A 19,153-nucleotide genomic window follows, 5' to 3' on the forward strand; every position below is an offset into this window, starting at 1 on the left:
ACCGGTTACCAGATCTTCGCACCATCCAGGACCTAACCGGTTACCCTGCTTTCCGATCATGCCCTCTAAACGCGGCCTTTTTCGTGCCCGCTGGATGGGCAATCGCCGAATATTATGCATTTATGCATAAATTTACTTGCGCCTCTATTGCCAATGTATGTCAGCACAGATACTGTTTATTTATACAGTTTACGCAAGGAGCGAATTGTGGACCATGCACCCTCCCCTACATCGAAACTGAGAAGTTCGTACGAACTTGTCGGCCTTCGTCTCCAAGGGCTTATCGCCTCTCCTCGGGTCCAGAGGATTCAGTTGGTCGAGATATCCAGGCGCGAAGATGAGAGCCCTGAAGCCTGGCAACAGGTGATCCAGGATATCGGCGACACCGCCGGTATAAGGGTCGAGCATTTGGATGACGGCGTCGTCCGGATCGGCTGGCGCGAGTACTGCGATTCCTAAATGAGCCCGCCATTGAGCGGGCTTTTTATCGCCTCCCATAAAATATATGGGAATACCCATTGACGATAAATATGGGGTTGCCTATATTCGTGTTCATCGAGACGCCACGGCGAATCGTCAGCAGCGAAAGCTGCGCCGCTCTTTAGCGACACTCCTTGCCGGATCACCACCGGCCCAGATTCAAAGGCAGCGATGAACCGGCCTCAACGGTTCAGAGGGTTGGCAACTGACCCGGGCGTGCAGCGTAAAGCGCCAAATCTAGTTTTCCGGCGGACAGGGTCGCGGTCGGAGAAACAACGGAGTGCGAACTGGACATGGGCCAGGTTGTATCGGATGCGCACCAACGAATGGATTTACCCGTGATCAGCCAGTAGCGGGTCACGGCTCCACAGATTTACTGATGCCGCTTCTATGAGGCGGCATTGGAAATCAACGGGAGTCACAAAATGCTCAACATCAACGAAGCTGAACTCAAGAAATCCATCGTGTCGAACGTCGCCGATCAGTTGCTGCGGGAGGATGAAGATCTCACCGAAATGGTCGCGAAGGAGGTGAAAAAGCGCATCGACAAAATCTTCGATGAGCGCGTGACCTCGCAGATTCAGAAGGCGATCGACGAAACCATCAACGGTTCGTTCGAGCGCGAATATCGCCGGGTGAACCAGTGGGGTGAGCAGGAATGGCCATCTACCACGTTGCGCAAGGAACTGGAAAAAACGGTAACCGCCTACTGGAACGGCAAGGTAAACCCCGGAGATGGCAAGCCAGCATCTAGCGATTACAACTCAGTCACCCGGGCTCAGTGGCTTATGACCAAGATCTGCGCCGAAGACTTCAGCAAGCAAATGCAGCAAAGCGTGGCTAACGTAACCGGCGCCCTGAAAGACGGCTTGCGCAATCAGCTTGCCAATCAAATGGACCATATGCTGAACGACCTTTTCAAAATCAAAAGCCTGCAAGACCAGGGCAAGGTTGAAAAGCCGTATTGAACAACCTGCGCCACGACAGCCTGTCGTTAACTGCCCGATCCTCTCTATGAGAGCGCATCGGAGTGTGAACTGAGTACCGCCAGCCAGCGCGAGAGCAAAGGCAGACAAACGTCATGCAGTTCACACCCCAATGCGGTCATGCAATCAACGCTGTAGAAAATTTGAATTAGCCGGTTGTCCTTCCGGTCAAGAATTATGAGCGCAGTAAATCTGACGAGGTAAAAGCATGACTATCCAAGCAGAGACACTCGTACAACTGACTGAAGCACTCCGGGAGCGCGGGCTGAAATTGGTATCTGATGTCCACTTCATCCGTGCCCCGTATCGGCAAAATCACCGCTGGATCTGCTCAGTAGAGTAACGATCCATTTTGCTGACGGCCTGGCTCGATAGCCGGCCGTTGGCACCTCCTCGCTGCATCCCCTTTGCTTTATCCCCGACACCACTCGCATGCACTCCCCTTCGCGCCCAACGGCTACCAGCGAAGCGAATGAGTGCGGCCGAGTTTTGTTGAATCCATACCCGCCAACCTGGAGGCGACCATGAACGCAGCATTGAAGATGTGCCAACAGCGTTACGACGCTCAGTTGCCTCCAGAGGTCAGCGAGGGCGACGAGGTTACGGAATGGCTTGAGCATTCGGCGGTGCGCCTGGTGTGCGGCGTCGATATCAAGTGGAAGCGTCGCTACGGCCAGCCGCAAGTGGTGACGTTCGACCGGTTCTGTAAGGTCCTGCAGGGTCACCTAAACCAGCGCCAGATAGATGGCCTGGACCATCGCGACTCGTTTGCCCGCCTGCTGCTGTCGGCAATGCTCGGCAGTCAGAGCGATGCGCGGTCCCACGCTGCCGACCTTCTGGGCCAACAGCGCCCGATTGAGGCAGTCGAGAAGATCGCTGTAGCGCTGCTGAGGCCGTATGCCGAAGACGCCGTAGCAGCAGAACGGGAAGAGCGCGAAGACGACGTGGATGACGACCTATGAGCCCACACATCCTGATCGACGAAGCGCTTGATGCTCTGGCGCACCCCGCAAGCGAGCCAGGCGCCCAGGTCGTCGTCCAGCGAATGATTACGAGCATGCTCACCGGCGGCGTGATCACCATCGAAGAATTCAACCACTACTGCCAGCGCCTGCTGAAAATCACCAGGCACCGCAAGGAGGCTGCATGACCACGCCAATAGTGAAATCGCTGATCGACGAGCAAATCGAAGAGCTGCCTGCCGACCGCATGATCCTGGCCTTCACCCACACCAAGTGGCTGGGCGCCCTTTCGCTGGCACATGACGCTGGCATCCCAAATGTTCACGCATGGAGCGGCCGCGCCTGCTTGTGCGGTGAGTGGACAGTCGCTTATGAGGTGAAGGCATGAAGATTGATCTGACCAAAAAACCGGACGGTGCCACTCACATCAACCCGCACTCGGGACTGTGGGTGAAGTGCTTCGGCGGCAACTCTGGTAGCTACCAATTCTTCAAGAACGACGAGTGGGAAATGGGCTTCGGGTGCATGAGCAACTCCTACCTTGAGATAGCCCAGCCGGAACCCTGGACAGGCGAAGGCCTGCCGCCTGTTGGGACGGTATGCGAGTTTGCCGGGTTCAATCCCGAGGAAACCATGCCAACAGACCCGCGTGTTGGCGATCAAGTGACGGTGATAGCGCACTTCATGAGTGGATCTTTCGAGGTAGCTGCATTCACCTTTTATGCGCCTCCTGAGTTCGAATATTTGCAAGTCGCTCAAGGCGCATACGGTTGCTTCCGCCCCATCCGCACGCCAGAACAGATCGCCGAAGAGGCTCGCCTCGCAGAGCTAAACCTAATGATCGGCGCGATCAAGGATCACCCAGGTGGACGGCACGGCGTTGATCATCTGACTCAGCTCAAGATTCATGAAGAGGCCTGCATCAATCTGTACGACGCTGGCTGGCGTAAGCAGCTGTAGCCATGACCACCCACCAGCGCACCCGGCGCATGCTGATTTGGCGCGGCTCCTTCTGCGCCCTATCCCTCTTCACCTTCCTGATGTTGCTCAGCGCTCTCGCTGATCGAATCACTCAATAACCAACACCTTCAAGCGCTGCGAGCATCGCGGCAGGGAGTCACCGTGTCCGCACAACAGCAAGTCATCACCATCGACGACATCAGCGCCGACAACGCGCCGGCTATTTACGTAGCTGGCGGCCTGGGCCAGTTCTTCGAGGCGGTGAAGGCCGAAGTCACAGGCGAGGTGCCCGATCTGACTACTGTGAAAGGTCGCGCTCGCATTGCATCCCTGGCCGCAACCGTCAGCAAATCCAAAAAGGCAGTCGAAACACCTGGCCGCGATTACCTGAAGCGCCTGAAGGAAATGCCCAAGGTGGTCGAGGCTGAACTTCGCGAGTTCGTCGACGCTATGGATGCTCTGCGCGACGAGACGCGCAAGCCTCTGACTGACTGGGAAGCGGCTGTGGCTGCCAAGAAGCGCGAGATCGAAGCATGGGTTGGTGAGCTGCGCCTTGACCCGCTGACTATCAGCACTGCCGACTCCGAATACCTGAAAATCAGCATCGGCGCCTTTGAAGGCATCGTGATTGATGGCGAGTGGCTTGGCGATTACGAGGCCGAGGCGCTGCGTTTGAAGGCGGACACCTTAGAAGCGCTGCGTGCCGCCCTAGTGAAGCGCGAACAATACGAGGCTGAGCAGGCCGAACTGGTCCGGTTGCGTGCCGAGGCGGAAGCTCAGGCCCAGCGGGACCGTGATGCAGAGATTGCAAGGGTTGCCGCAGAACAAGCCAGAATCCAAGCCGAGCAGCAGGCCAAAGCCGAGCGAGAAGCTGCCGCGCGACGTGAACAGGAATTACTGGACCAGGCCGCCGCCACTCAGCGCGCCGCCGCACAGGCTGCACTGGATGCCGAGGCCGCCGCCGAACGCCAGCGCCTGCAACTGGAGCTGCAAGCCGAACAGTCCCGCGCAGCAGCGGCACAGGCTGAAGCCAATCGCATCGCCGCCGAGCAGCACGCTGAGCAAGAACGCATTGCTGCGGTGCGACGGGCTGAAGAGGCTGCCGAATTAGCTCGTCAAGATGAGCGCCGTCGAGCTGATGCGGCCGCCGCCGAAATTGTCCGTCAGCAAGAGATGCGCGAACGCGACGAGGCGCATCGCCGCGCCATTAATCGCACTGCCCTGGAAGCCTTCATCGCAGGCGGCATGCCAGAGGAATGCGCCAAGCAGGCAGTCAAATTGATTGCCCAGCGCAAGATCCCAGCTATCACCATTTCCTATTGAGGTCGCCATGACTAACTCAGCCCTGGCCGAGCGCACCGAAACTCGGCAGGTCGCCAGCCCGGCGGCCACCAACGAATCAACCGCGATGCTGACAATGATCCAGCGGGCCGCGACCGACCCGGCGTTCGATGCAGACAAAATGCAGAAGATGATGGAGATGTACGAGCGCCACACGGATCGCACGGCAGCAGCAGCCTTTAACGCCGCGATGGTTCGGGCTCAAGCGGAAATCGGTCCCGTATTTCGTGACAAGTTCAACGCCCAAACGAGTAGCGCCTATGCGGCTCTTGAGTCGATTGATCGCAAGATTTCACCGGTCTACACGCTCCACGGATTTTCGCTGTCGTTTGGCACTGGCGATAGCCCACTGGTCGGTCACATCCGCACTGTCTGCGACTGCATGCATGAGGCTGGGCACACAAAGACCTATCACGTCGATCTTCCTATCGACTCTGCGGGCATCAAAGGTAGCGTGAACAAGACCGGGGTTCATGCAGCAGGATCTACCTTCAGTTACGCCCGTCGCTACCTGACAATGATGATTTTCAATGTTGTGCTGACGAACGAGGATAACGACGGAAACGGCGAAGAGGTCCAGCCCCACAGCCTTGGTGAGCTGATGAATGAGTGGATTCCGAAGGCCTACGCCGCCGACTCCAAAGAATCACTCACGGCAATTTGGCAAGAGGGCGTAAAGGCCTCTAAGGACCTGAAAGCCACCGACAATAAGACCGCGACTGACCTCTACGAAGCATTGAAAGTAGCGGTAACCACTCGCGGCATGCAGCTCAGCGCAGCGCCGCAAGAAGGAGTAAGCCAATGATCATAGTCAACTGCACACAAGGCTCCGCTGAATGGCTACAGGCCCGCGCCGGGGTCATCACCGCAAGCATGTTCAGCACCGCCCGCTCCAAGGTTAACGGACTGACAGCACAACAGAAGATCTACGTCGACGCCATGCTGGCCGGGCACAGCGAAAGCAAATCCCGCGACCTGGCCGGCTACAAGGCTGGGCCAAAAGCAGAGGTCGTTCAGCGCGCTCTAGATGGGGAGAAAGTCGGCGAGCCATCTAACGCCGCGCTTACCTACGCCTTTGAGCTGGCGGTTGAGCGGATCGGCGGTGCGCCGCTGGATGGCGGGTTCGAAACTTGGCAGATGCGCCGAGGGCATGAACTGGAGCCGGAAGCCCGCATGGAACACGAAATTCAGACGGGCTTGATCGTCACACAGGTCGGACTGGTGAAGACTGACGATGGCGTCTTCGGCGCCAGCGCGGACGGATTCATCGGCGAGGACGGCGGTGCTGAGTACAAGTGCTTCCTAGCCCCTGACAAGCTTCGCGCCTTCCACATCGACAACGATGCCAGCGAGGTCATCGACCAGGTGCAGGGTTGTATGTGGATCGCCGACAAAAAGTGGTGGCACATCGGAATGTACTGCCCACTACTGAAGCCGGTAGGCCGCCAGCTCTGGTGGAAAGAGTTCAAGCGCGACGACGACTACATCGAAAGCCTTGAGGAAGACCTGTGGGAATTCAAGCTGCTGGTTGACGGGTACGAGGCGGCGCTCAGGAGTAAAGCAGCATGATCAGCCCAGAACTCAGCACTATCCGCCAGAAGGATGTCGACCGCGACTGGATCGCCCGCGCCATGGCCGAATTTGAAGGCCGTGACGCCCTCGAAACACTGCCGATGCAAGTTCGCGATGCTGACTTCGGCACGATGTTCAACGGCAAAGCCCGAGACGGCACGCGGGCCGAGCCAAACCAATCGCTGGAATCCAAGGTAGCGGCAGCGGCATCAGCGATGACCATCACCGAAGCCATGAAGACGTTTCACCTCAGTGAACGTGATCTGAAGCGCATGGCGACCCGCATGGGTTTCAAGTTCAAGCGTGGCTACACCACCAACCAGAACCACAAGGCTACCGACGGCCCGATGGTTGAACGAATCACGGCGCTGCGAGACGTAGGCCTGAACCGGTCCCAGGTGATGAAGCAGACCGGCATGAGCTACGATAAATTCCACCGCCTGCTTAAGGACTACAACATCGTTTTCCCGGCACTGCCGTTCAACTTGCGGAACGGAAAGAAGAAGTCTTGAAGCAATCCATAGCCCGCACCCAGCAACGCAAACGTCAAACCTGGCTCGCACTGCCGGCCAGCGGAATAGAAGAGGTAGGCCATGGCAGCCGAACAGAAGGAACGCACAGCCAGGCTTGCCGAGAAGCGGCAGGAACTGGGCGAGCAGGAATTGCGGCACACGGTCCCGTACGGCACCCGGCAGATGCTCGACGAGCTGATGTGCTGGCATGAGATCGAGGAAATCAGCGAGGCGGTGCAACTGCTGGTGCTGAATGGCCGGGCCGAGGATCTGCCGTCGGCACCGCCGAAGCTCAAAGGGCCGTCCGATATCATCCGTCACTACTTCCGACAGGGAATGCGTGACCGGCTGGCGGCACTCACCGCAGAACTGGGCGAAACGAAAGACCGGGCGACCATCTGGCGACTGATCGCACATGCCCACTCGCTGGGCGCTGAGAACTCGGTACCACTCTTCGAAATTAAGCGCCACAATTATGAAATACCAGAAACCGTGGCGCGCAAATTATGGAAAGCAGGCCTTGCAGAATCGCTTCAAATTATCGCCGCCGACGACGGCGAAAGTTGAATGGACACCCATGCATCTAATTAGCTAAGAAATTCAATAAGCTGACTGCCCAGTTTCGTAGTGCGCTTCTCGAGAAGACCATTAAGACTGTTGGTCATATCAAGCCCACCTTGCTGGATCAGCCCTCGCTGAACAAGGTCCATCCAAATCGGCTCATAAAGTTCTCGCCGATTTTGTAAACTTGGTATCGCGACCTCAAGAACCCTTATCAAGCTGCCCATGCTGAAGTTAGGCGGGATTATATCCTTGCTTTTAAACCACCGCGCCGGAAAATCAAAAAACTGAAGCAGCCTGATATGTGTCACCGTACACACATCTACAAAATTTAGAAATAATTGTCGACAGTCATCATCTGGGCAATTAGGCAGTGCGGAATTCTTTACTGCATTTCGTAATGCTTCAAGCTTTTCTAACTCGTGATTTCTTAGCGATATATTGCATGCCTGCGCAACGGTGCTAATAAAAGACTCATTCTCCTGAAGATCTTTTTCAGTTAGAACTCCATTCTCCAATATCTCATTCAGTTCATCTGAAACTTGGATCATCCACTCAGTTCGCCGCTTTGAAAGTGGACCTTCAAACATCGAGTTAAAAAATTCGACCATAGCCCCCCCGGCAATGGGGACTGTTCCAAGTGCAATCCGTATTACGCGATTTACTTTCTCGCCTGCCGGTTCATCCAATGGATCAACAAGCCCTACGTCGATTTTGCTCATACTTTCTCCTTGATCCGGCTCCATGCCGGTCACCCGTGATAACTCAACTAAAACCTAATAGCCACCACCGGCCACGGAGCGGGATTTCTGATGGCAGTCTATGTTCGCTCGTGACGGTAATCGACCCAATATTTCCAAACACGCTGTGATACATCACCAAGCTCGTGCAAGCCGCCGAGTTTATCCGTATACACCCAAGATGGAATTTGATTATGCCCCGGATCGTCATAGGGCATGTTCCGGTCGCGAATATCGTAGGTCTGTAGCCGCTTCGCTGGATGCTTGACGTCATTGACAAGCAATCTGCAAATATCGAGCGCAGTACCCGCATCACAATCAACGCCTTTAACCATTTCGATCAGATCTACAGGATTTTTTACCCCACGCTGTTTTGCAGTTTTGTCGGTCATGTGATTCAGAAAGAATAGCGCAGTGATTAACCGGCGATAGATCAAGGAAAAACGATCTCTATCGACCGGCACGTCACGTTGGTATTCCTTCCAAAACTCTAGAAAGGCGGGCGCAGCGAGCTCTCTAAAGTAACCTCGAACGTCATTTAAACCGACTTCACCCACGCGACACTCCTTTTTCCGGCCCCATGCCGGGCCGTCCACAAATACCCCCATATCAACGAATCACGCCAGCCGGCGAGGCAGGCGCACGCTTGGAGATAACCCATGAGCACCTTTGCAGTGTTTGGAATGACCCTCGATGTCGCCAAGACAGAGGCCCGCAAGAAGACGGCTGGCACCCGGAAGAACCCGAAGGCTCCTGGCGGCGTCGAGCCGATCCCAGAAGCCGAATGGCTGGAACTGGTCGCAAAGCGCACCGAGAAGATCATGGGGGGGGGCGGCGGTCCGCCAGCTCTCGCCACTCTTCGACGCGCCGCAGTACGCCGAGCAGTTCATTGAGCTGGCCCGCAAGACGCTGAGGTGCCGCGACATGCATATCCGGGCGAAGGCCGTGCTGGTGGACGCCAAGGGCAAGCCAATCATTAACCCAAAGACGAAGGTGCCAAAGGTGGGGTTTGCGGGCTGGCCAATCAAGTCAGAAGGCCAGGCCGCCTGAAGCTGCCTTGCATAGGGCTCTGTTTGTTTATTCACTCCTTACGAATTTAAATGAATTTTAGTTAGACCCACGCGCTGTAAGGTTCAAGCGGTCTTAACTCTAGCCGAGCCCTATTAACTTGCCTCTCGGCAAACGCCGACGCCTCGAACTTGGTTTTCCCGACTTTAAGTGCAATCCTCTCCGCAGCATTATAAAACTGGCGCTCCACGGGTGTTAGATCTTTCATAACTCACTCCAATTTAGTTTTTCAACAGCGCAACAATAAACAAAAATACAACTTAGGTGTTTGTAAAAACCATTTTTATCGATTGTATTTTTCAATGAACCGAAGTTTGACATGCATTCATCCGGTATAACTTCCGACACAATATTTGATTTTTTCCAAACTTAACTTCGGAGTCCTACATGCCCGTCACTTATGGAAGCGTGTGCAGCGGCATCGAAGCTGCGACACAAGCCTGGCAACCGCTGGGCATGCGCGCCGCCTGGTTCGCCGAGATTGAGCCGTTCCCCTCGGCGGTTCTGGCCCACCACTACCCCGACGTGCCGAATCACGGCGACATGACCAAGCTGGCCGCAATGGTGCTGGCCGGCAAGATCCCGGCGCCGGGTGTTCTGGTCGGCGGCACGCCGTGCCAGGCCTTCTCGGTCGCCGGTATGCGCGAAGGACTCACCGACCCGCGCGGCGCCCTCACCATCAAATACGTGGAGCTTGCAGATGCAGTTGACTATGTTCGCGCCGGCCAGCGAAAGCCCGCCAGCGTTATCGTCTGGGAGAACGTCCCCGGCGTCCTCAGCGACAAAGGGAACGCCTTCGGATGCTTTCTTGGCGCGCTTGCTGGGGAAGACTGCGAGCTGCAGCCTCCAGGGAAAAAATGGCAGGACGCTGGTTGTGTGTATGGACCCAAAAGAACAATCGCGTGGCGGGTCCTGGACGCCCAATATTTCGGCCTGGCCCAACGACGCCGTCGTGTGTTCGTTGTCGCAAGTGCTAGAGACGGGTTCGATCCCAGCGAGGTACTTTTTGAGCGCGAAGGCGTGCGCCGGGATACTGCGCCGCGCCGAGGCCAGGGGCAGGACGTTACCGGAACAGCTCCTTTCGGCCCTGCGCTCCAGTGCGGAGAAGGATGCGAGTACGTCTTCCCCGAGCAGTTAGGCGCTTACGGCTGCCCGAACTGCGAAGGTGACTTCGGGCCAGCAGTATCGATGTTCGGCGGCATCCCGGCATTCGGCTCTGGGCGTATGTCCGGTTCTATCGAGAAGGCGGGTACCCTCACTCACCATGAAGGCCGCAACGATCTGGACAGCGAAACATTCTTTGTTCAGGACAGGCCGGTTTCTGCACTGACCGCCACCGGCGTAGGCGCATGCGGTGCTGACGACAACCAGGCCCAGGCCGGGCACTTGATAGCAGGTACACTCAACGCCAACGGCAAGGCGGCTGGCAGCGCGACTAATCAGGACGCCGAGTCGGGTCTGCTTGTGGTGCATGGCACGCAAGACCCCGGGGTCAGCAACAAACTTGCTTTCGCCCTGGGCAGGAACAATGGACAGGAGAACGCTGTGTTGGCTTTCTCCTGCAAGGATCACGGTGCTGACGTTGGGGCTATCGCTCCCACGCTGCGCGCCATGAACCACTCAGGAAGCCACGCCAACGCTGGTGGACAGGTGGCTGTGTGCATCACCGGCGACATCACCCATACGCTGAAGGCCGAAGGATTTGATGGCAGCGAGGATGGCACAGGCCGTGGCCATCCAATCGTTCCCGCTTACTCCACCAAGCTGCATCACACAGCCGCTCTCGGCGCGGGCAAGTGGTACGAGGAATACACAGCCTCTCTGGACGCCTGCAGCCCGCCTCCCGCGCTGCTTGCACCAAGCCAGGTTCGCCGCCTGACACCGCGAGAGTGCGAACGCCTCCAGGGCTTCCCCGACGACTACACGCGCATCCCGTGGCGTGGCAGGGTGTTGGGCCTCTGCCCGGACGGACCCCGCTACAAGGCGATCGGCAACAGCAAGGCCGTCACCGTGGTTCGATGGATCGGCCAGCGGCTATTGCGTCAATTGGCGAGCTGATCAGCAAGCGCCAGGCGGTATGCCGTCTTTGTTGAAGTCCTTCAAACGCTCCTGCTCTTCCTCAGTGGAATGCATCGGGATTTCTTGCTCTGGCTCTTTCTTCTTTTCTTCACTCATCGCTATGTCCTCTGGGTGGTTGCTATTTCGGCACCTGTTGGAATCAGCAGTTCAAATCAATCCACTCCAGCGCCCGGGCATGGCCCGGCAAGGACTCCCCGTGAAACGGATTTACCTGAGCGGCCCCATGACCGGCCTGCCCGGCCTCAACTTCGCCGCCTTCCACGCAATGACCACCAACCTGCGCGCCAGCGGCCACACCGTCACCAACCCCGCCGAGATCAACCCCGACGGCGGAACCTGGAACGACTGCATGCGCCGCGATATTGCCACCCTGATGGACTGCGACACCGTGGCCACCCTGCCCGGCTGGGAGCATTCAAAGGGCGCCCGCCTGGAAGTCCTGATCGCCGAACGCCTCGGCATGACGGTTGTGAAAGCCCATGATCTGTTAACGAGGGAGGCTGCTGTTCGCACAGAGCGTCAAGCGCTTCAGACGCTCCTGCGGAAAAACGCTGGACGCTGATCATGGGACGGTGAGGATGAATGGATAAGATTCAGCCAGCGCTTTACTCGCCTAAACGGCTCGACTAGCAAGAAACTGAGATTTCAGTCGAACGCTGATTTGTCATATCTGTTAAGACAAAGCCATCACTAGCGCCCGCCTCGAGAATATCCAGAACGTATTCTCGAAACTCCCAAAGCAGCTGGAAATCGCTTAACCCTCGCTCAGCTGCTTGGAGAGTACAGAACAGCTCTGCAAAATGGGAGTTACGGCACAAACGCCTATTGCCGTAAAGGTCTGTGGGCTCACTAAAAAACGTCTCGCCGCTTGGACTGATGAGCCGAAGAATAAATTTCATATACCCACCCCTTTTTAAGTATAAGTGGCAACCAGCGAGATATTTCTAACTCAGATAATGACAATTTGCCACCACTCACCAACTGGAATCCGATAAGAGGTATGGGAGCCCAACTACGTGCCTCCGGATACTTAAATTAGCCCCCAAAACATATAAAGAGTACATCCGTACTCTACCCGCAAAACCTGTAACCCCTCCCCCTTCAAATTCAGCAGCTAAATGTCCCCTAGCGATGAAATCAGCCTTGATCACATGGATTAGCGTCTGACGAATTGAGAAATGAGTTCCACGCCTCAAACGCGTGGTGATGGCGAAGCGTAGCAGCGTCCCAATCAACGCCGACCACTTCCTTCGCGGAAACCATCATCATAATTTTGCTGGTGGCTGCGTCGAGTTCGATTAAGAGCTGGTGAGATTTGAACCTGAAGTCATCTAATCCGCACATACATTCGCCTTGCGACAGGTCTAGCCGGAAATTCCGTGTTGTACCCGTCTAACTGACGACAGAGCGTTGATGCCAAACGTTCCATAGCGTAGACGAGCTACCGTTTCGCTTGATTTGAGCCCGCTCGGGGAAGTTTCTCAGGCTTCGAGGTGGTAATCGACCGTGTAGCGCGCGGGGCTTTTAGCCTCGCCAAATCAAGGCCCCTCGCCAGAGCCTCCGTCATGGTTTCACCAGGCAATGATTCAGGTACCTCCTCAAAAAGCATCTTCTCATCCGCCCTGTAAACGCCTATGAACAACTCCGTCCGTCCAAGAAGCGACATACGGACTTGGACATTTAACATGGTGCCATCGGCCTGCCGCTCGTCCACGGATCGAGTGTGAAGCGAGGGGTCCGCCCAATCCCAGAAAACCTTGCCTCTTCGTCTCATCTGCATCTCCCTGATATTTAGGCGGCGATTATGCGACTTGTACGAATCTGAACGAAATACCACTCAGAAAATATTTATTCACCCCTCACCTCTAAAGTCAGCCGCTATAGCGGCAAGGACAGGTATCACCCAATGGAAACTACAGACGCTGTAGAGATTGCTTTCGTCAATGGCGCGGCGGCAGCTTGCGGCTGCAAGTCTAGGTTCAGCAGTGGCGGCGGCGAGTATTCGGACGTGCACTTAGTAACTCTGTGCGGAGAGCACAGCGGGAACAAGCCTTTCGGGCCGGTCGAGGTTAAGCGCGATGCGGATGGTTGGTGGTATCACCCAAACATCCCGAGCTTTGGCGAAGGCGAAGACCCGGCGCCCTACATTGCCTGGGTCAAGGAACAGGGACTGGAACTGAAAGGCTGGCACTCTGGTGACGAACTCGAGGATCTTCCTGAAGAGGATGCTGCGTGCACCGCCTGGAATCCCGAATCGCCAGGCCCTGAGTGGTTCCTGATGGGGATCTTCGATACGGATGACGGCCCCTATGTTCAGTGGGCGCGCCGGGAGGTTGCGCCATGAGCCGAAGCGGATATAGCGATGATTGTGGCGGATGGGATTTGATCTGCTGGAGGGGTGCCGTGAATTCGGCGTTGAAGGGAAAGCGCGGTCAGGCTTTCCTGATCGAATTGCGCGATGCGCTGGACGCTATGCCTGAGAAACGCCTGGTGGCAGACACCCTCGAAGCCGATGGCCAGTTCTGCACCCTGGGCGTTCTCGGGGCAAAGCGCGGCATCGACATGGGAACCATAGATGCGCATTGCCGCGAGAAAGTGTCGGAAGCATTCGGGATAGCGCCAGCCATGGCAGCAGAAGTCGTGTTCGAGAACGACGAGTGTGGATGGAACGAAACCCCAGAGCAGCGCTGGCAGCGGATGCGCAAATGGGTAGACGGTCATATCAAGGAGGTGACGCCATGATCGCCGCCCTCTGGTTCGCCTACGTCTTCATCTACAAGGGGCCAAGGCCATGAGCCTGCCGTACGAGAACGCCACCAGCGGCGACAAGGCATTCGCCGAAATCCAGAAGATCCTGGGCCGCTTCGGCTGCGACAACTACGGGATCATGCACAAAGCCAAGGAGCAGATCACCCTGGTGCAGTTCGAACACCGCGGCCGTACGGTGCAGTTACCCGGGCACTGGGGCGGCTATGCCAGCGCCTGGCTTCGCGAGCATCCACACAGCAGTCGCATGCGCTCGACACCCGACGAACACCGGCAGAAGGCAGCAGACATTGCACAGATCGCCGTCTGCTCAATGCTGCGCGACTGGGTGAAGGCCCAGGTCACTGCGGTCGAGTGCCAGCTCATGACGTTCGAAGAGGTATTCATGCCTCACATGCTGCTGCCCGACGGGCGCCGCATGGTTGAAGCCGCGCAGAAAATGTTGCCGCCCGCGCAATAACCCCAATCCCCCTACATGCCTGCCGGTGAGCGGCGGGCAAGGTGCTCACCCAGAAGAATCAGCCTCGCCATCCGTGGGCTGGTAAAGAGCCTATCTTCTGGGTGAGCGCGCCAAACATACATCCGAATAACAATCATTATCAAATATTTCCGATAACCGCCCAGCGCGGAAAGGACACCCCATGTTCGCTATGAAACTCACCCTGATACTGCTGGGCGCTTTGCTGTACCTGTTCGGAACCGGCTGCTGGTTTTTCTGGACTGGTCCTTACCTGCTCGATACAGGCACCACTGAGGCATTGCTGTACGCCTTTGGCGGGACCTGCACCTGGCTACTGACAACCTTTGGTGTTGCCGTACAAATTATCAAAACAGCGCGGCCCACGGCGGGCGGGAGGTAGTTATGGCAGAAGCCGATGAAAAATCAGATGCATTTCAGCTCGACAAAGTGCCGGAAGTTCGCATGGCCGAAATCATCGGCACCACCAAGCGGGCGCTGGAAGGCAAGCGCGACCGAGGCGTAATACCTGAGGGCGTCTGGAACAAGATAGATGGCCGAATTTTTTATAGCTTGAGGAGATATGAAGCATGGCTAGAAAGCCAATGGGCCTGCCCACAGGAGTTGAATTCGTTGGTCAGTCCGTTCGTATTCGGTTCACTTGGAGAGGCGAGCGGCGCTGCGAAACTCTCGCATACCCACAAACCCCAAAAGGGATTAAAGCGGCAGCCGATCTACGCGATCAAGTAATAAGCCTGGCCAAGCATGGGGTTCTGAATGATCAGCGGTACGCCGAGATGTTCCCGAACTCCAGTTACACGCCTGTTTCACTGGTGATGACGTTCGGTGAGTATGCACAGGCTTGGATCAACAGCTTGGAGATCGTGCCAGGCACCCGCAGAAACTATCGCTCAACGATCAACACTTACTGGATGCCTTGGCTTGGCCAGCTCCCAATCACTTCAATCACTACGATGGTGCTGCGCAGAGTCATCAGCGAAACAGCCTGGGAATCGCAGTCGGTTAAGCGCGAGTCGATAGCACGGGTCACATCGCTGTTGAAAGCGGCCATGCAAGATGAGCTGATTGAACGTAACCCTGCTGCACCGATCAAGCTACCCAAGAAGGCAAAAAAACAGGTTGATCCTTTTTCCGGAGATGAAGCGGCCGCAATCATTGAATGGATGTACGCAAATTTTAAAAAGCCAGGTGTGCGGATATTTGCTGCTTACTTTGAATTTGCTTTCTTCAGTGGGATGAGGACAGGAGAGATAGCGGCATTGCGCTGGGATGAGATCGACATGGATGCGCGAACAGCACACGTTTGCCGGATCGTTGTAGATGGGGAAGTAGAGGAGCGCACCAAAACTAAGTACGCGCGGACAGTGATGCTCAATAGCCGAGCGCTGAATGCCTTGCGGCAGGCCAGGCAGATCGCGGATGATCGCTTGCTACAGAGGCGTAGGATTAAAACGGCATCGCCGTTTGTGTTTCCACCATCGGGTGGCTCTGAATTCATCTGCCGACCGTCTCAGACCGGCGACCAATTCAGCAAGGCATTGACGGCGCTTGATCTGCGGCATCGGCCGCAGTACAACTGCAGACACACGTATGCCACCATGTGCATCATGGCGGGCGTAAATCCTGCGTTTATCGCCGACCAGCTTGGACACAGCATCCAAGTGTTGCTGACGACTTATGCAAAATGGATGTCGTCTACCACTGACTGGTCAGAAGTAGGGAAGCTCGAAAAATCAATGATCGGTACAAAATCGGTACAAGCGTAACCAATCATCGGGTTACAGCCTTTATTTAAAGGCTCTCTATCACTTTCTGATCCATACTCCTAAAATGTAACGGCATTTGTCATAAAACCCGTATCCAAACGGTATTTCCTTACTTTTTAGCGAGTTCACCCGCGTGAAAATTCGTCTCTCTATTGTCAGCCTATTTTTTGCATTTACAGGCACCTTCGCACACGCAGCCGAAACCACCCTGGCTCCGCGTGATACGTCCAAACTTCAGATCGCTTCCGGCAGCGCCATGCTCGTCGACCTGCAGACCAATAAAGTCATTTATTCCAGCAATCCCGACGTGGTGGTGCCTATCGCCTCGGTGAGCAAATTGATGACCGGCCTGGTGGTGCTGGAAGCCAAGCAGAACATGGATGAATACATCGATATCAACATCAAGGACACGCCGGAGATGAAAGGCGTGTTTTCCCGGGTGAAAATCGGCAGCGAAATGCCGCGCAAAGAGATGCTGCTGATCGCCCTGATGTCCTCGGAAAACCGCGCCGCCGCCAGCCTGGCTCACCACTACCCGGGCGGCTATCCGGCCTTTATCGCGGCGATGAACGCCAAGGCCAAGGCGCTGGGCATGACCAGCACCCACTACGTCGAACCCACCGGCCTGTCGATTCACAACGTATCCACGGCCCGTGACCTGAGCAAGCTGCTGGCCTATGCGCGCAAATTTCCGATGCTCAGCCAGCTGAGTACCACCAAAGAAAAGACAGTGTCGTTCCGCAAACCCAACTACACCCTGGGTTTCTCCAACACCGACCATCTGATCAACCGCGCCAACTGGGATATCAAGCTGACCAAGACCGGTTTCACCAACCAGGCCGGCCATTGCCTGGTGCTGGTGACGAGCATGGGTAACCGCCCGGTTTCATTGGTGATCCTGGACGCCTTCGGCAAATTCACGCACTTCGCCGACGCCGGTCGTATTCGCAATTGGGTCGAGACCGGCAAGAGTGGTTCGGTGCCGGACGTCGCGTTGCGCTACAAGGCTGACAAAAATCTGAAAAACCGCCCGAATGCCGCAGAAGTGCGTCGCTAAGCGGCAGATCGATAAAAACGGCGCCTTGGGCTAAGGCCAGTCAGTTAAGGCTTTTTGTAGGAGCGGGCTTGCTCGCAAAAAACTCACAGGCGCCGTGTTAATTCAGGCAACACGCGTTATCGTTGACGGTTTTCGCGAGCAAGCTCGCTCCTACAGACGGCACTTTCGCTTAACTGACTGGCATTACGCCCTGGGCGCCGTTTTTCATTTGCGTTGCGCCAACACCTTGAGCGCCTGCGCCGCCGCCTGCTCCTGGCCGGCCTGGGCCGTGGCGTTGGCCGACTCGCGCCAGCGTTGTGCATCCACATTGGCGGGCAGCTGGCTTGGACGCTGGGTCAATATGGCCCAGTGACCGGCGCTTTTCCACGCGGATTCAAAGTCACTGAAGCTCATCTGCATCCGCCGCTCCATGCCGGAGCGCAGCAGCACGGTGCTCTTTTGTTGATTGAACCCCACCACCACGACATACCGGGTCCCGGACCAGAAACTCGGGTTGAGCCGCGCCATCACCGGGTACCCCGCCGCCACTTGCGCCAGCACCGCCGTCAGTTGGCTCTCCAGCGGGTACACCATCAGCCCGTACTCCCGCGCCAGCACCTGCATGTTGCGCTCAAGGTCGGCCTCACCGCCCGGCAGGTGCAGCGGCTTATCCAACAGACCCGGTGTCATGACAATGCCTTGTTGCGACAGCATGCTGGCCAAGGCGCTGGGGCCACTCTGATAGGCCTCGCTGCGAAAGGTCGGTACGCCATTGAGTTCGACGCGTTCCGGCAGGCCCGGCAGTTTCGAGGGGTGCCCGGAACACGCCGCGAGCCCCAAGGCACAGGCCAGCAACAAGGTGGTTTTAACGTTCGAGCGTAACCGCAATTTTTTACTCTCTTGATCAACTGCCGGTGAGGCCCCAGATCATAGCCCAATCGCGTTCAGGTAGGAGAGCGGCGGCATTGATATAGCAAACAAGTTGGACGGACTCGACCATTGGTCAATAGCAGGCAACCGCCGGCTAGCTAGACTGTCCATTGAGAAGACTGTGTGTGTGCCCCGAACGGGGCGAAAGGAGGCCAAAATGAGCCTTGCAACTACGATTTTCCTGTTGATCTGCGGTTGGCTGGCCGTAGCCGGCGCCATGCTGTGGGGCGTGATGCGCGTGACGCGTCGCCATCATCACCCCCACGTCAAGCCCGCCAAGCCACCTGAAGCGGCGGCGGCACGGCACGCTTAGCCAGGCATGCAATTGAAGTCCTGGGTCGCGGCAACTTCCTTGCCGTGACCATCCTTGAGCACCGCGCGCACGGTAGTGCCCAGGCTCGACTCGACCAGGGTGTAATGCTCACCCGCCTTGAAGTGTTTGTACTCGACACGTCCCTGACAGTCCTGCTGGTTGTCGTCGCCCGCCTCCTCTTCAAATAAGGTCACATCCAGTCGATGATCGCCCGGGGTCACTTCAAAGAAACGCCCGTCATCCACGCGCTTGCCGTCGACGCGTTCGGCCATCAGGTCATTCGGGGCTTCTTCCTTCAAACCAATCCACGCTTCGCTCGGGTCCGCCTTGGGGATCGGGCCGGCACACGCCGACAGCAGCAATACAGCACCGAGGGCAGGAATCAACAACAGAGGTTTAAGTGACATGGCAGGGCTCCAAAGAACATCAGTAAAAAGACGAAGCGAAATGTGTCGCGTCCGATGGATGACAAGCTTGGAGAGCGGCCCTTTGTAGAACAAATGAATACACATGAAACGTTCTTCAGCGCTTAACTAAATGTTCCTTCATTTGGCTGAAAGGTGCGTGTTAGGTGGGTCGGGCAAGACTGCCGGGGTTTGCAAT

The 19,153-nt window shown here is 56.5% G+C and carries 27 protein-coding genes; 22 read left to right on the forward strand and 5 right to left on the reverse strand.

The window, feature by feature from the left end:
• Positions 1 to 207 precede the first annotated feature (207 nt).
• The 11 genes from M5B97_RS14340 to M5B97_RS14390 all read left to right on the forward strand — a co-directional run bounded on the left by M5B97_RS14340 (position 208) and on the right by M5B97_RS14390 (position 7,380).
• On the forward strand, positions 208 to 459 hold the full coding sequence (locus M5B97_RS14340) for a DUF1654 domain-containing protein (RefSeq protein WP_248731811.1): 252 nt from the start codon (positions 208 to 210) through the stop codon (positions 457 to 459).
• A 446-nt stretch (positions 460 to 905) separates the two neighbouring features.
• Positions 906 to 1,448, forward strand: a complete 543-nt coding sequence (locus tag M5B97_RS14345) for a hypothetical protein (protein ID WP_248731812.1) — start codon at positions 906 to 908, stop codon at positions 1,446 to 1,448.
• Positions 1,449 to 1,990: 542 nt separating this feature from the next.
• On the forward strand, positions 1,991 to 2,428 hold the full coding sequence (locus tag M5B97_RS14350) for a hypothetical protein (protein ID WP_248731813.1): 438 nt from the start codon (positions 1,991 to 1,993) through the stop codon (positions 2,426 to 2,428).
• The gene (locus tag M5B97_RS14355) at positions 2,425 to 2,616 is read left to right on the forward strand and encodes a hypothetical protein (RefSeq protein ID WP_248731814.1); all 192 of its coding nucleotides are present in this window, start codon (positions 2,425 to 2,427) and stop codon (positions 2,614 to 2,616) included. The genes M5B97_RS14350 and M5B97_RS14355 overlap by 4 nt, the downstream gene beginning before the upstream one ends.
• Positions 2,613 to 2,816 (forward strand): hypothetical protein, encoded by a 204-nt coding sequence (locus M5B97_RS14360; RefSeq protein WP_123351017.1) that lies wholly within the window; start codon positions 2,613 to 2,615, stop codon positions 2,814 to 2,816. Before M5B97_RS14355 ends, M5B97_RS14360 begins: the two co-directional genes overlap by 4 nt.
• Positions 2,813 to 3,388, forward strand: a complete 576-nt coding sequence (locus M5B97_RS14365; protein ID WP_248731815.1) for a hypothetical protein — start codon at positions 2,813 to 2,815, stop codon at positions 3,386 to 3,388. The genes M5B97_RS14360 and M5B97_RS14365 overlap by 4 nt, the downstream gene beginning before the upstream one ends.
• Positions 3,389 to 3,550: 162 nt before the next feature.
• Positions 3,551 to 4,711, forward strand: coding sequence for a hypothetical protein (locus M5B97_RS14370; RefSeq protein WP_134657808.1), 1,161 nt, complete (start codon positions 3,551 to 3,553; stop codon positions 4,709 to 4,711).
• 7 nt (positions 4,712 to 4,718) lie between these two features.
• Positions 4,719 to 5,534 (forward strand): ERF family protein, encoded by an 816-nt coding sequence (locus M5B97_RS14375; protein WP_248731816.1) that lies wholly within the window; start codon positions 4,719 to 4,721, stop codon positions 5,532 to 5,534.
• The gene (locus M5B97_RS14380; RefSeq protein ID WP_134657809.1) at positions 5,531 to 6,298 is read left to right on the forward strand and encodes a lambda exonuclease family protein; all 768 of its coding nucleotides are present in this window, start codon (positions 5,531 to 5,533) and stop codon (positions 6,296 to 6,298) included. Before M5B97_RS14375 ends, M5B97_RS14380 begins: the two co-directional genes overlap by 4 nt.
• Positions 6,295 to 6,813, forward strand: coding sequence for a hypothetical protein (locus M5B97_RS14385; protein ID WP_248731817.1), 519 nt, complete (start codon positions 6,295 to 6,297; stop codon positions 6,811 to 6,813). Before M5B97_RS14380 ends, M5B97_RS14385 begins: the two co-directional genes overlap by 4 nt.
• Before the next feature lie 81 nt (positions 6,814 to 6,894).
• Entirely contained in the window at positions 6,895 to 7,380 is a 486-nt protein-coding gene (locus M5B97_RS14390; RefSeq protein WP_248731818.1) for a hypothetical protein, read from the forward strand.
• 20 nt (positions 7,381 to 7,400) lie between these two features.
• Here the strand turns inward: M5B97_RS14390 and M5B97_RS14395 are convergent, their stop codons facing one another.
• Both M5B97_RS14395 and M5B97_RS14400 read right to left on the reverse strand, forming a co-directional pair.
• Entirely contained in the window at positions 7,401 to 8,096 is a 696-nt protein-coding gene (locus M5B97_RS14395) for a WASH complex subunit 5 (protein ID WP_248731819.1), read from the reverse strand.
• Positions 8,097 to 8,194: 98 nt separating this feature from the next.
• Positions 8,195 to 8,671 (reverse strand): hypothetical protein, encoded by a 477-nt coding sequence (locus tag M5B97_RS14400; RefSeq protein ID WP_248731820.1) that lies wholly within the window; start codon positions 8,669 to 8,671, stop codon positions 8,195 to 8,197.
• 102 nt (positions 8,672 to 8,773) lie between these two features.
• On the opposite strand from M5B97_RS14400, the gene M5B97_RS14405 reads away from it, so the two are divergent.
• The 3 genes from M5B97_RS14405 (at position 8,774) to M5B97_RS14415 (ending at position 11,823) form a co-directional block, all read left to right on the forward strand.
• Positions 8,774 to 9,007 carry a hypothetical protein gene (locus M5B97_RS14405; RefSeq protein ID WP_248731821.1) on the forward strand — a complete coding sequence of 78 codons (234 nt, stop codon included), beginning with the start codon at positions 8,774 to 8,776 and terminating at the stop codon, positions 9,005 to 9,007.
• A 562-nt stretch (positions 9,008 to 9,569) separates the two neighbouring features.
• A complete protein-coding gene (locus M5B97_RS14410; RefSeq protein WP_248731822.1) occupies positions 9,570 to 11,240 on the forward strand; it encodes a DNA cytosine methyltransferase in 1,671 nt (556 codons plus the stop codon).
• Positions 11,241 to 11,457: 217 nt separating this feature from the next.
• Positions 11,458 to 11,823 carry a DUF4406 domain-containing protein gene (locus tag M5B97_RS14415; RefSeq protein ID WP_248731823.1) on the forward strand — a complete coding sequence of 122 codons (366 nt, stop codon included), beginning with the start codon at positions 11,458 to 11,460 and terminating at the stop codon, positions 11,821 to 11,823.
• An 879-nt stretch (positions 11,824 to 12,702) separates the two neighbouring features.
• Here the strand turns inward: M5B97_RS14415 and M5B97_RS14420 are convergent.
• Positions 12,703 to 13,041 carry a hypothetical protein gene (locus tag M5B97_RS14420; protein ID WP_248731824.1) on the reverse strand — a complete coding sequence of 113 codons (339 nt, stop codon included), beginning with the start codon at positions 13,039 to 13,041 and terminating at the stop codon, positions 12,703 to 12,705.
• A gap of 126 nt (positions 13,042 to 13,167) precedes the next feature.
• On the opposite strand from M5B97_RS14420, the gene M5B97_RS14425 reads away from it, so the two are divergent.
• From M5B97_RS14425 to pbpG, 7 genes are all read left to right on the forward strand, one after another.
• Entirely contained in the window at positions 13,168 to 13,605 is a 438-nt protein-coding gene (locus M5B97_RS14425; RefSeq protein ID WP_248731825.1) for a hypothetical protein, read from the forward strand.
• 59 nt (positions 13,606 to 13,664) lie between these two features.
• Positions 13,665 to 14,003 (forward strand): hypothetical protein, encoded by a 339-nt coding sequence (locus M5B97_RS14430; RefSeq protein ID WP_248731826.1) that lies wholly within the window; start codon positions 13,665 to 13,667, stop codon positions 14,001 to 14,003.
• Positions 14,004 to 14,052: 49 nt separating this feature from the next.
• On the forward strand, positions 14,053 to 14,487 hold the full coding sequence (locus M5B97_RS14435; protein ID WP_055135596.1) for a hypothetical protein: 435 nt from the start codon (positions 14,053 to 14,055) through the stop codon (positions 14,485 to 14,487).
• Between the two features lie 181 nt (positions 14,488 to 14,668).
• Positions 14,669 to 14,887, forward strand: coding sequence for a hypothetical protein (locus tag M5B97_RS14440; protein WP_248731827.1), 219 nt, complete (start codon positions 14,669 to 14,671; stop codon positions 14,885 to 14,887).
• Positions 14,888 to 14,889: 2 nt separating this feature from the next.
• Positions 14,890 to 15,234, forward strand: a complete 345-nt coding sequence (locus tag M5B97_RS27715; protein WP_248731828.1) for a hypothetical protein — start codon at positions 14,890 to 14,892, stop codon at positions 15,232 to 15,234.
• On the forward strand, positions 15,135 to 16,271 hold the full coding sequence (locus M5B97_RS14450) for a tyrosine-type recombinase/integrase (protein WP_248731958.1): 1,137 nt from the start codon (positions 15,135 to 15,137) through the stop codon (positions 16,269 to 16,271). The genes M5B97_RS27715 and M5B97_RS14450 overlap by 100 nt, the downstream gene beginning before the upstream one ends.
• A gap of 133 nt (positions 16,272 to 16,404) precedes the next feature.
• Positions 16,405 to 17,328 carry a D-alanyl-D-alanine endopeptidase gene (gene pbpG, locus M5B97_RS14455; RefSeq protein ID WP_134657823.1) on the forward strand — a complete coding sequence of 308 codons (924 nt, stop codon included), beginning with the start codon at positions 16,405 to 16,407 and terminating at the stop codon, positions 17,326 to 17,328.
• Between the two features lie 204 nt (positions 17,329 to 17,532).
• On the opposite strand, the gene M5B97_RS14460 is transcribed toward pbpG, so the two are convergent.
• Positions 17,533 to 18,195, reverse strand: a complete 663-nt coding sequence (locus M5B97_RS14460) for a peptidase C39 family protein (protein ID WP_248731829.1) — start codon at positions 18,193 to 18,195, stop codon at positions 17,533 to 17,535.
• Positions 18,196 to 18,394: 199 nt separating this feature from the next.
• Between M5B97_RS14460 and M5B97_RS14465 the strand changes: the two genes are divergently transcribed.
• The gene (locus tag M5B97_RS14465) at positions 18,395 to 18,550 is read left to right on the forward strand and encodes a hypothetical protein (RefSeq protein ID WP_248731830.1); all 156 of its coding nucleotides are present in this window, start codon (positions 18,395 to 18,397) and stop codon (positions 18,548 to 18,550) included.
• On the opposite strand, the gene M5B97_RS14470 is transcribed toward M5B97_RS14465, so the two are convergent.
• A complete protein-coding gene (locus M5B97_RS14470; RefSeq protein ID WP_123717887.1) occupies positions 18,547 to 18,957 on the reverse strand; it encodes a hypothetical protein in 411 nt (136 codons plus the stop codon). The genes M5B97_RS14465 and M5B97_RS14470 overlap by 4 nt on opposite strands.
• Positions 18,958 to 19,153: the final 196 nt, after the last annotated feature.

Origin of the sequence: Pseudomonas sp. MWU13-2517 (assembly GCF_023242545.1) — a bacterium.
Taxonomy (GTDB): domain Bacteria; phylum Pseudomonadota; class Gammaproteobacteria; order Pseudomonadales; family Pseudomonadaceae; genus Aquipseudomonas.

What these genes read in the sequence shown, in the direction of transcription:
- M5B97_RS14345 (WP_248731812.1), top strand. Translation starts at nt 906, where the DNA reads ATGCTCAACATCAACGAAGCTGAACTCAAGAAATCCATCGTGTCGAAC.
- M5B97_RS14350 (WP_248731813.1), top strand. Translation starts at nt 1,991, where the DNA reads ATGAACGCAGCATTGAAGATGTGCCAACAGCGTTACGACGCTCAGTTG.
- M5B97_RS14355 (WP_248731814.1), top strand. Translation starts at nt 2,425, where the DNA reads ATGAGCCCACACATCCTGATCGACGAAGCGCTTGATGCTCTGGCGCAC.
- M5B97_RS14360 (WP_123351017.1), top strand. Translation starts at nt 2,613, where the DNA reads ATGACCACGCCAATAGTGAAATCGCTGATCGACGAGCAAATCGAAGAG.
- M5B97_RS14365 (WP_248731815.1), top strand. Translation starts at nt 2,813, where the DNA reads ATGAAGATTGATCTGACCAAAAAACCGGACGGTGCCACTCACATCAAC.
- M5B97_RS14375 (WP_248731816.1), top strand. Translation starts at nt 4,719, where the DNA reads ATGACTAACTCAGCCCTGGCCGAGCGCACCGAAACTCGGCAGGTCGCC.
- M5B97_RS14380 (WP_134657809.1), top strand. Translation starts at nt 5,531, where the DNA reads ATGATCATAGTCAACTGCACACAAGGCTCCGCTGAATGGCTACAGGCC.
- M5B97_RS14385 (WP_248731817.1), top strand. Translation starts at nt 6,295, where the DNA reads ATGATCAGCCCAGAACTCAGCACTATCCGCCAGAAGGATGTCGACCGC.
- M5B97_RS14390 (WP_248731818.1), top strand. Translation starts at nt 6,895, where the DNA reads ATGGCAGCCGAACAGAAGGAACGCACAGCCAGGCTTGCCGAGAAGCGG.
- M5B97_RS14395 (WP_248731819.1), bottom strand. Translation starts at nt 8,096, where the DNA reads ATGAGCAAAATCGACGTAGGGCTTGTTGATCCATTGGATGAACCGGCA.
- M5B97_RS14405 (WP_248731821.1), top strand. Translation starts at nt 8,774, where the DNA reads ATGAGCACCTTTGCAGTGTTTGGAATGACCCTCGATGTCGCCAAGACA.
- M5B97_RS14410 (WP_248731822.1), top strand. Translation starts at nt 9,570, where the DNA reads ATGCCCGTCACTTATGGAAGCGTGTGCAGCGGCATCGAAGCTGCGACA.
- M5B97_RS14420 (WP_248731824.1), bottom strand. Translation starts at nt 13,041, where the DNA reads ATGCAGATGAGACGAAGAGGCAAGGTTTTCTGGGATTGGGCGGACCCC.
- M5B97_RS14425 (WP_248731825.1), top strand. Translation starts at nt 13,168, where the DNA reads ATGGAAACTACAGACGCTGTAGAGATTGCTTTCGTCAATGGCGCGGCG.
- M5B97_RS14435 (WP_055135596.1), top strand. Translation starts at nt 14,053, where the DNA reads ATGAGCCTGCCGTACGAGAACGCCACCAGCGGCGACAAGGCATTCGCC.
- M5B97_RS14440 (WP_248731827.1), top strand. Translation starts at nt 14,669, where the DNA reads ATGTTCGCTATGAAACTCACCCTGATACTGCTGGGCGCTTTGCTGTAC.
- M5B97_RS27715 (WP_248731828.1), top strand. Translation starts at nt 14,890, where the DNA reads ATGGCAGAAGCCGATGAAAAATCAGATGCATTTCAGCTCGACAAAGTG.
- M5B97_RS14465 (WP_248731830.1), top strand. Translation starts at nt 18,395, where the DNA reads ATGAGCCTTGCAACTACGATTTTCCTGTTGATCTGCGGTTGGCTGGCC.
- M5B97_RS14470 (WP_123717887.1), bottom strand. Translation starts at nt 18,957, where the DNA reads ATGTCACTTAAACCTCTGTTGTTGATTCCTGCCCTCGGTGCTGTATTG.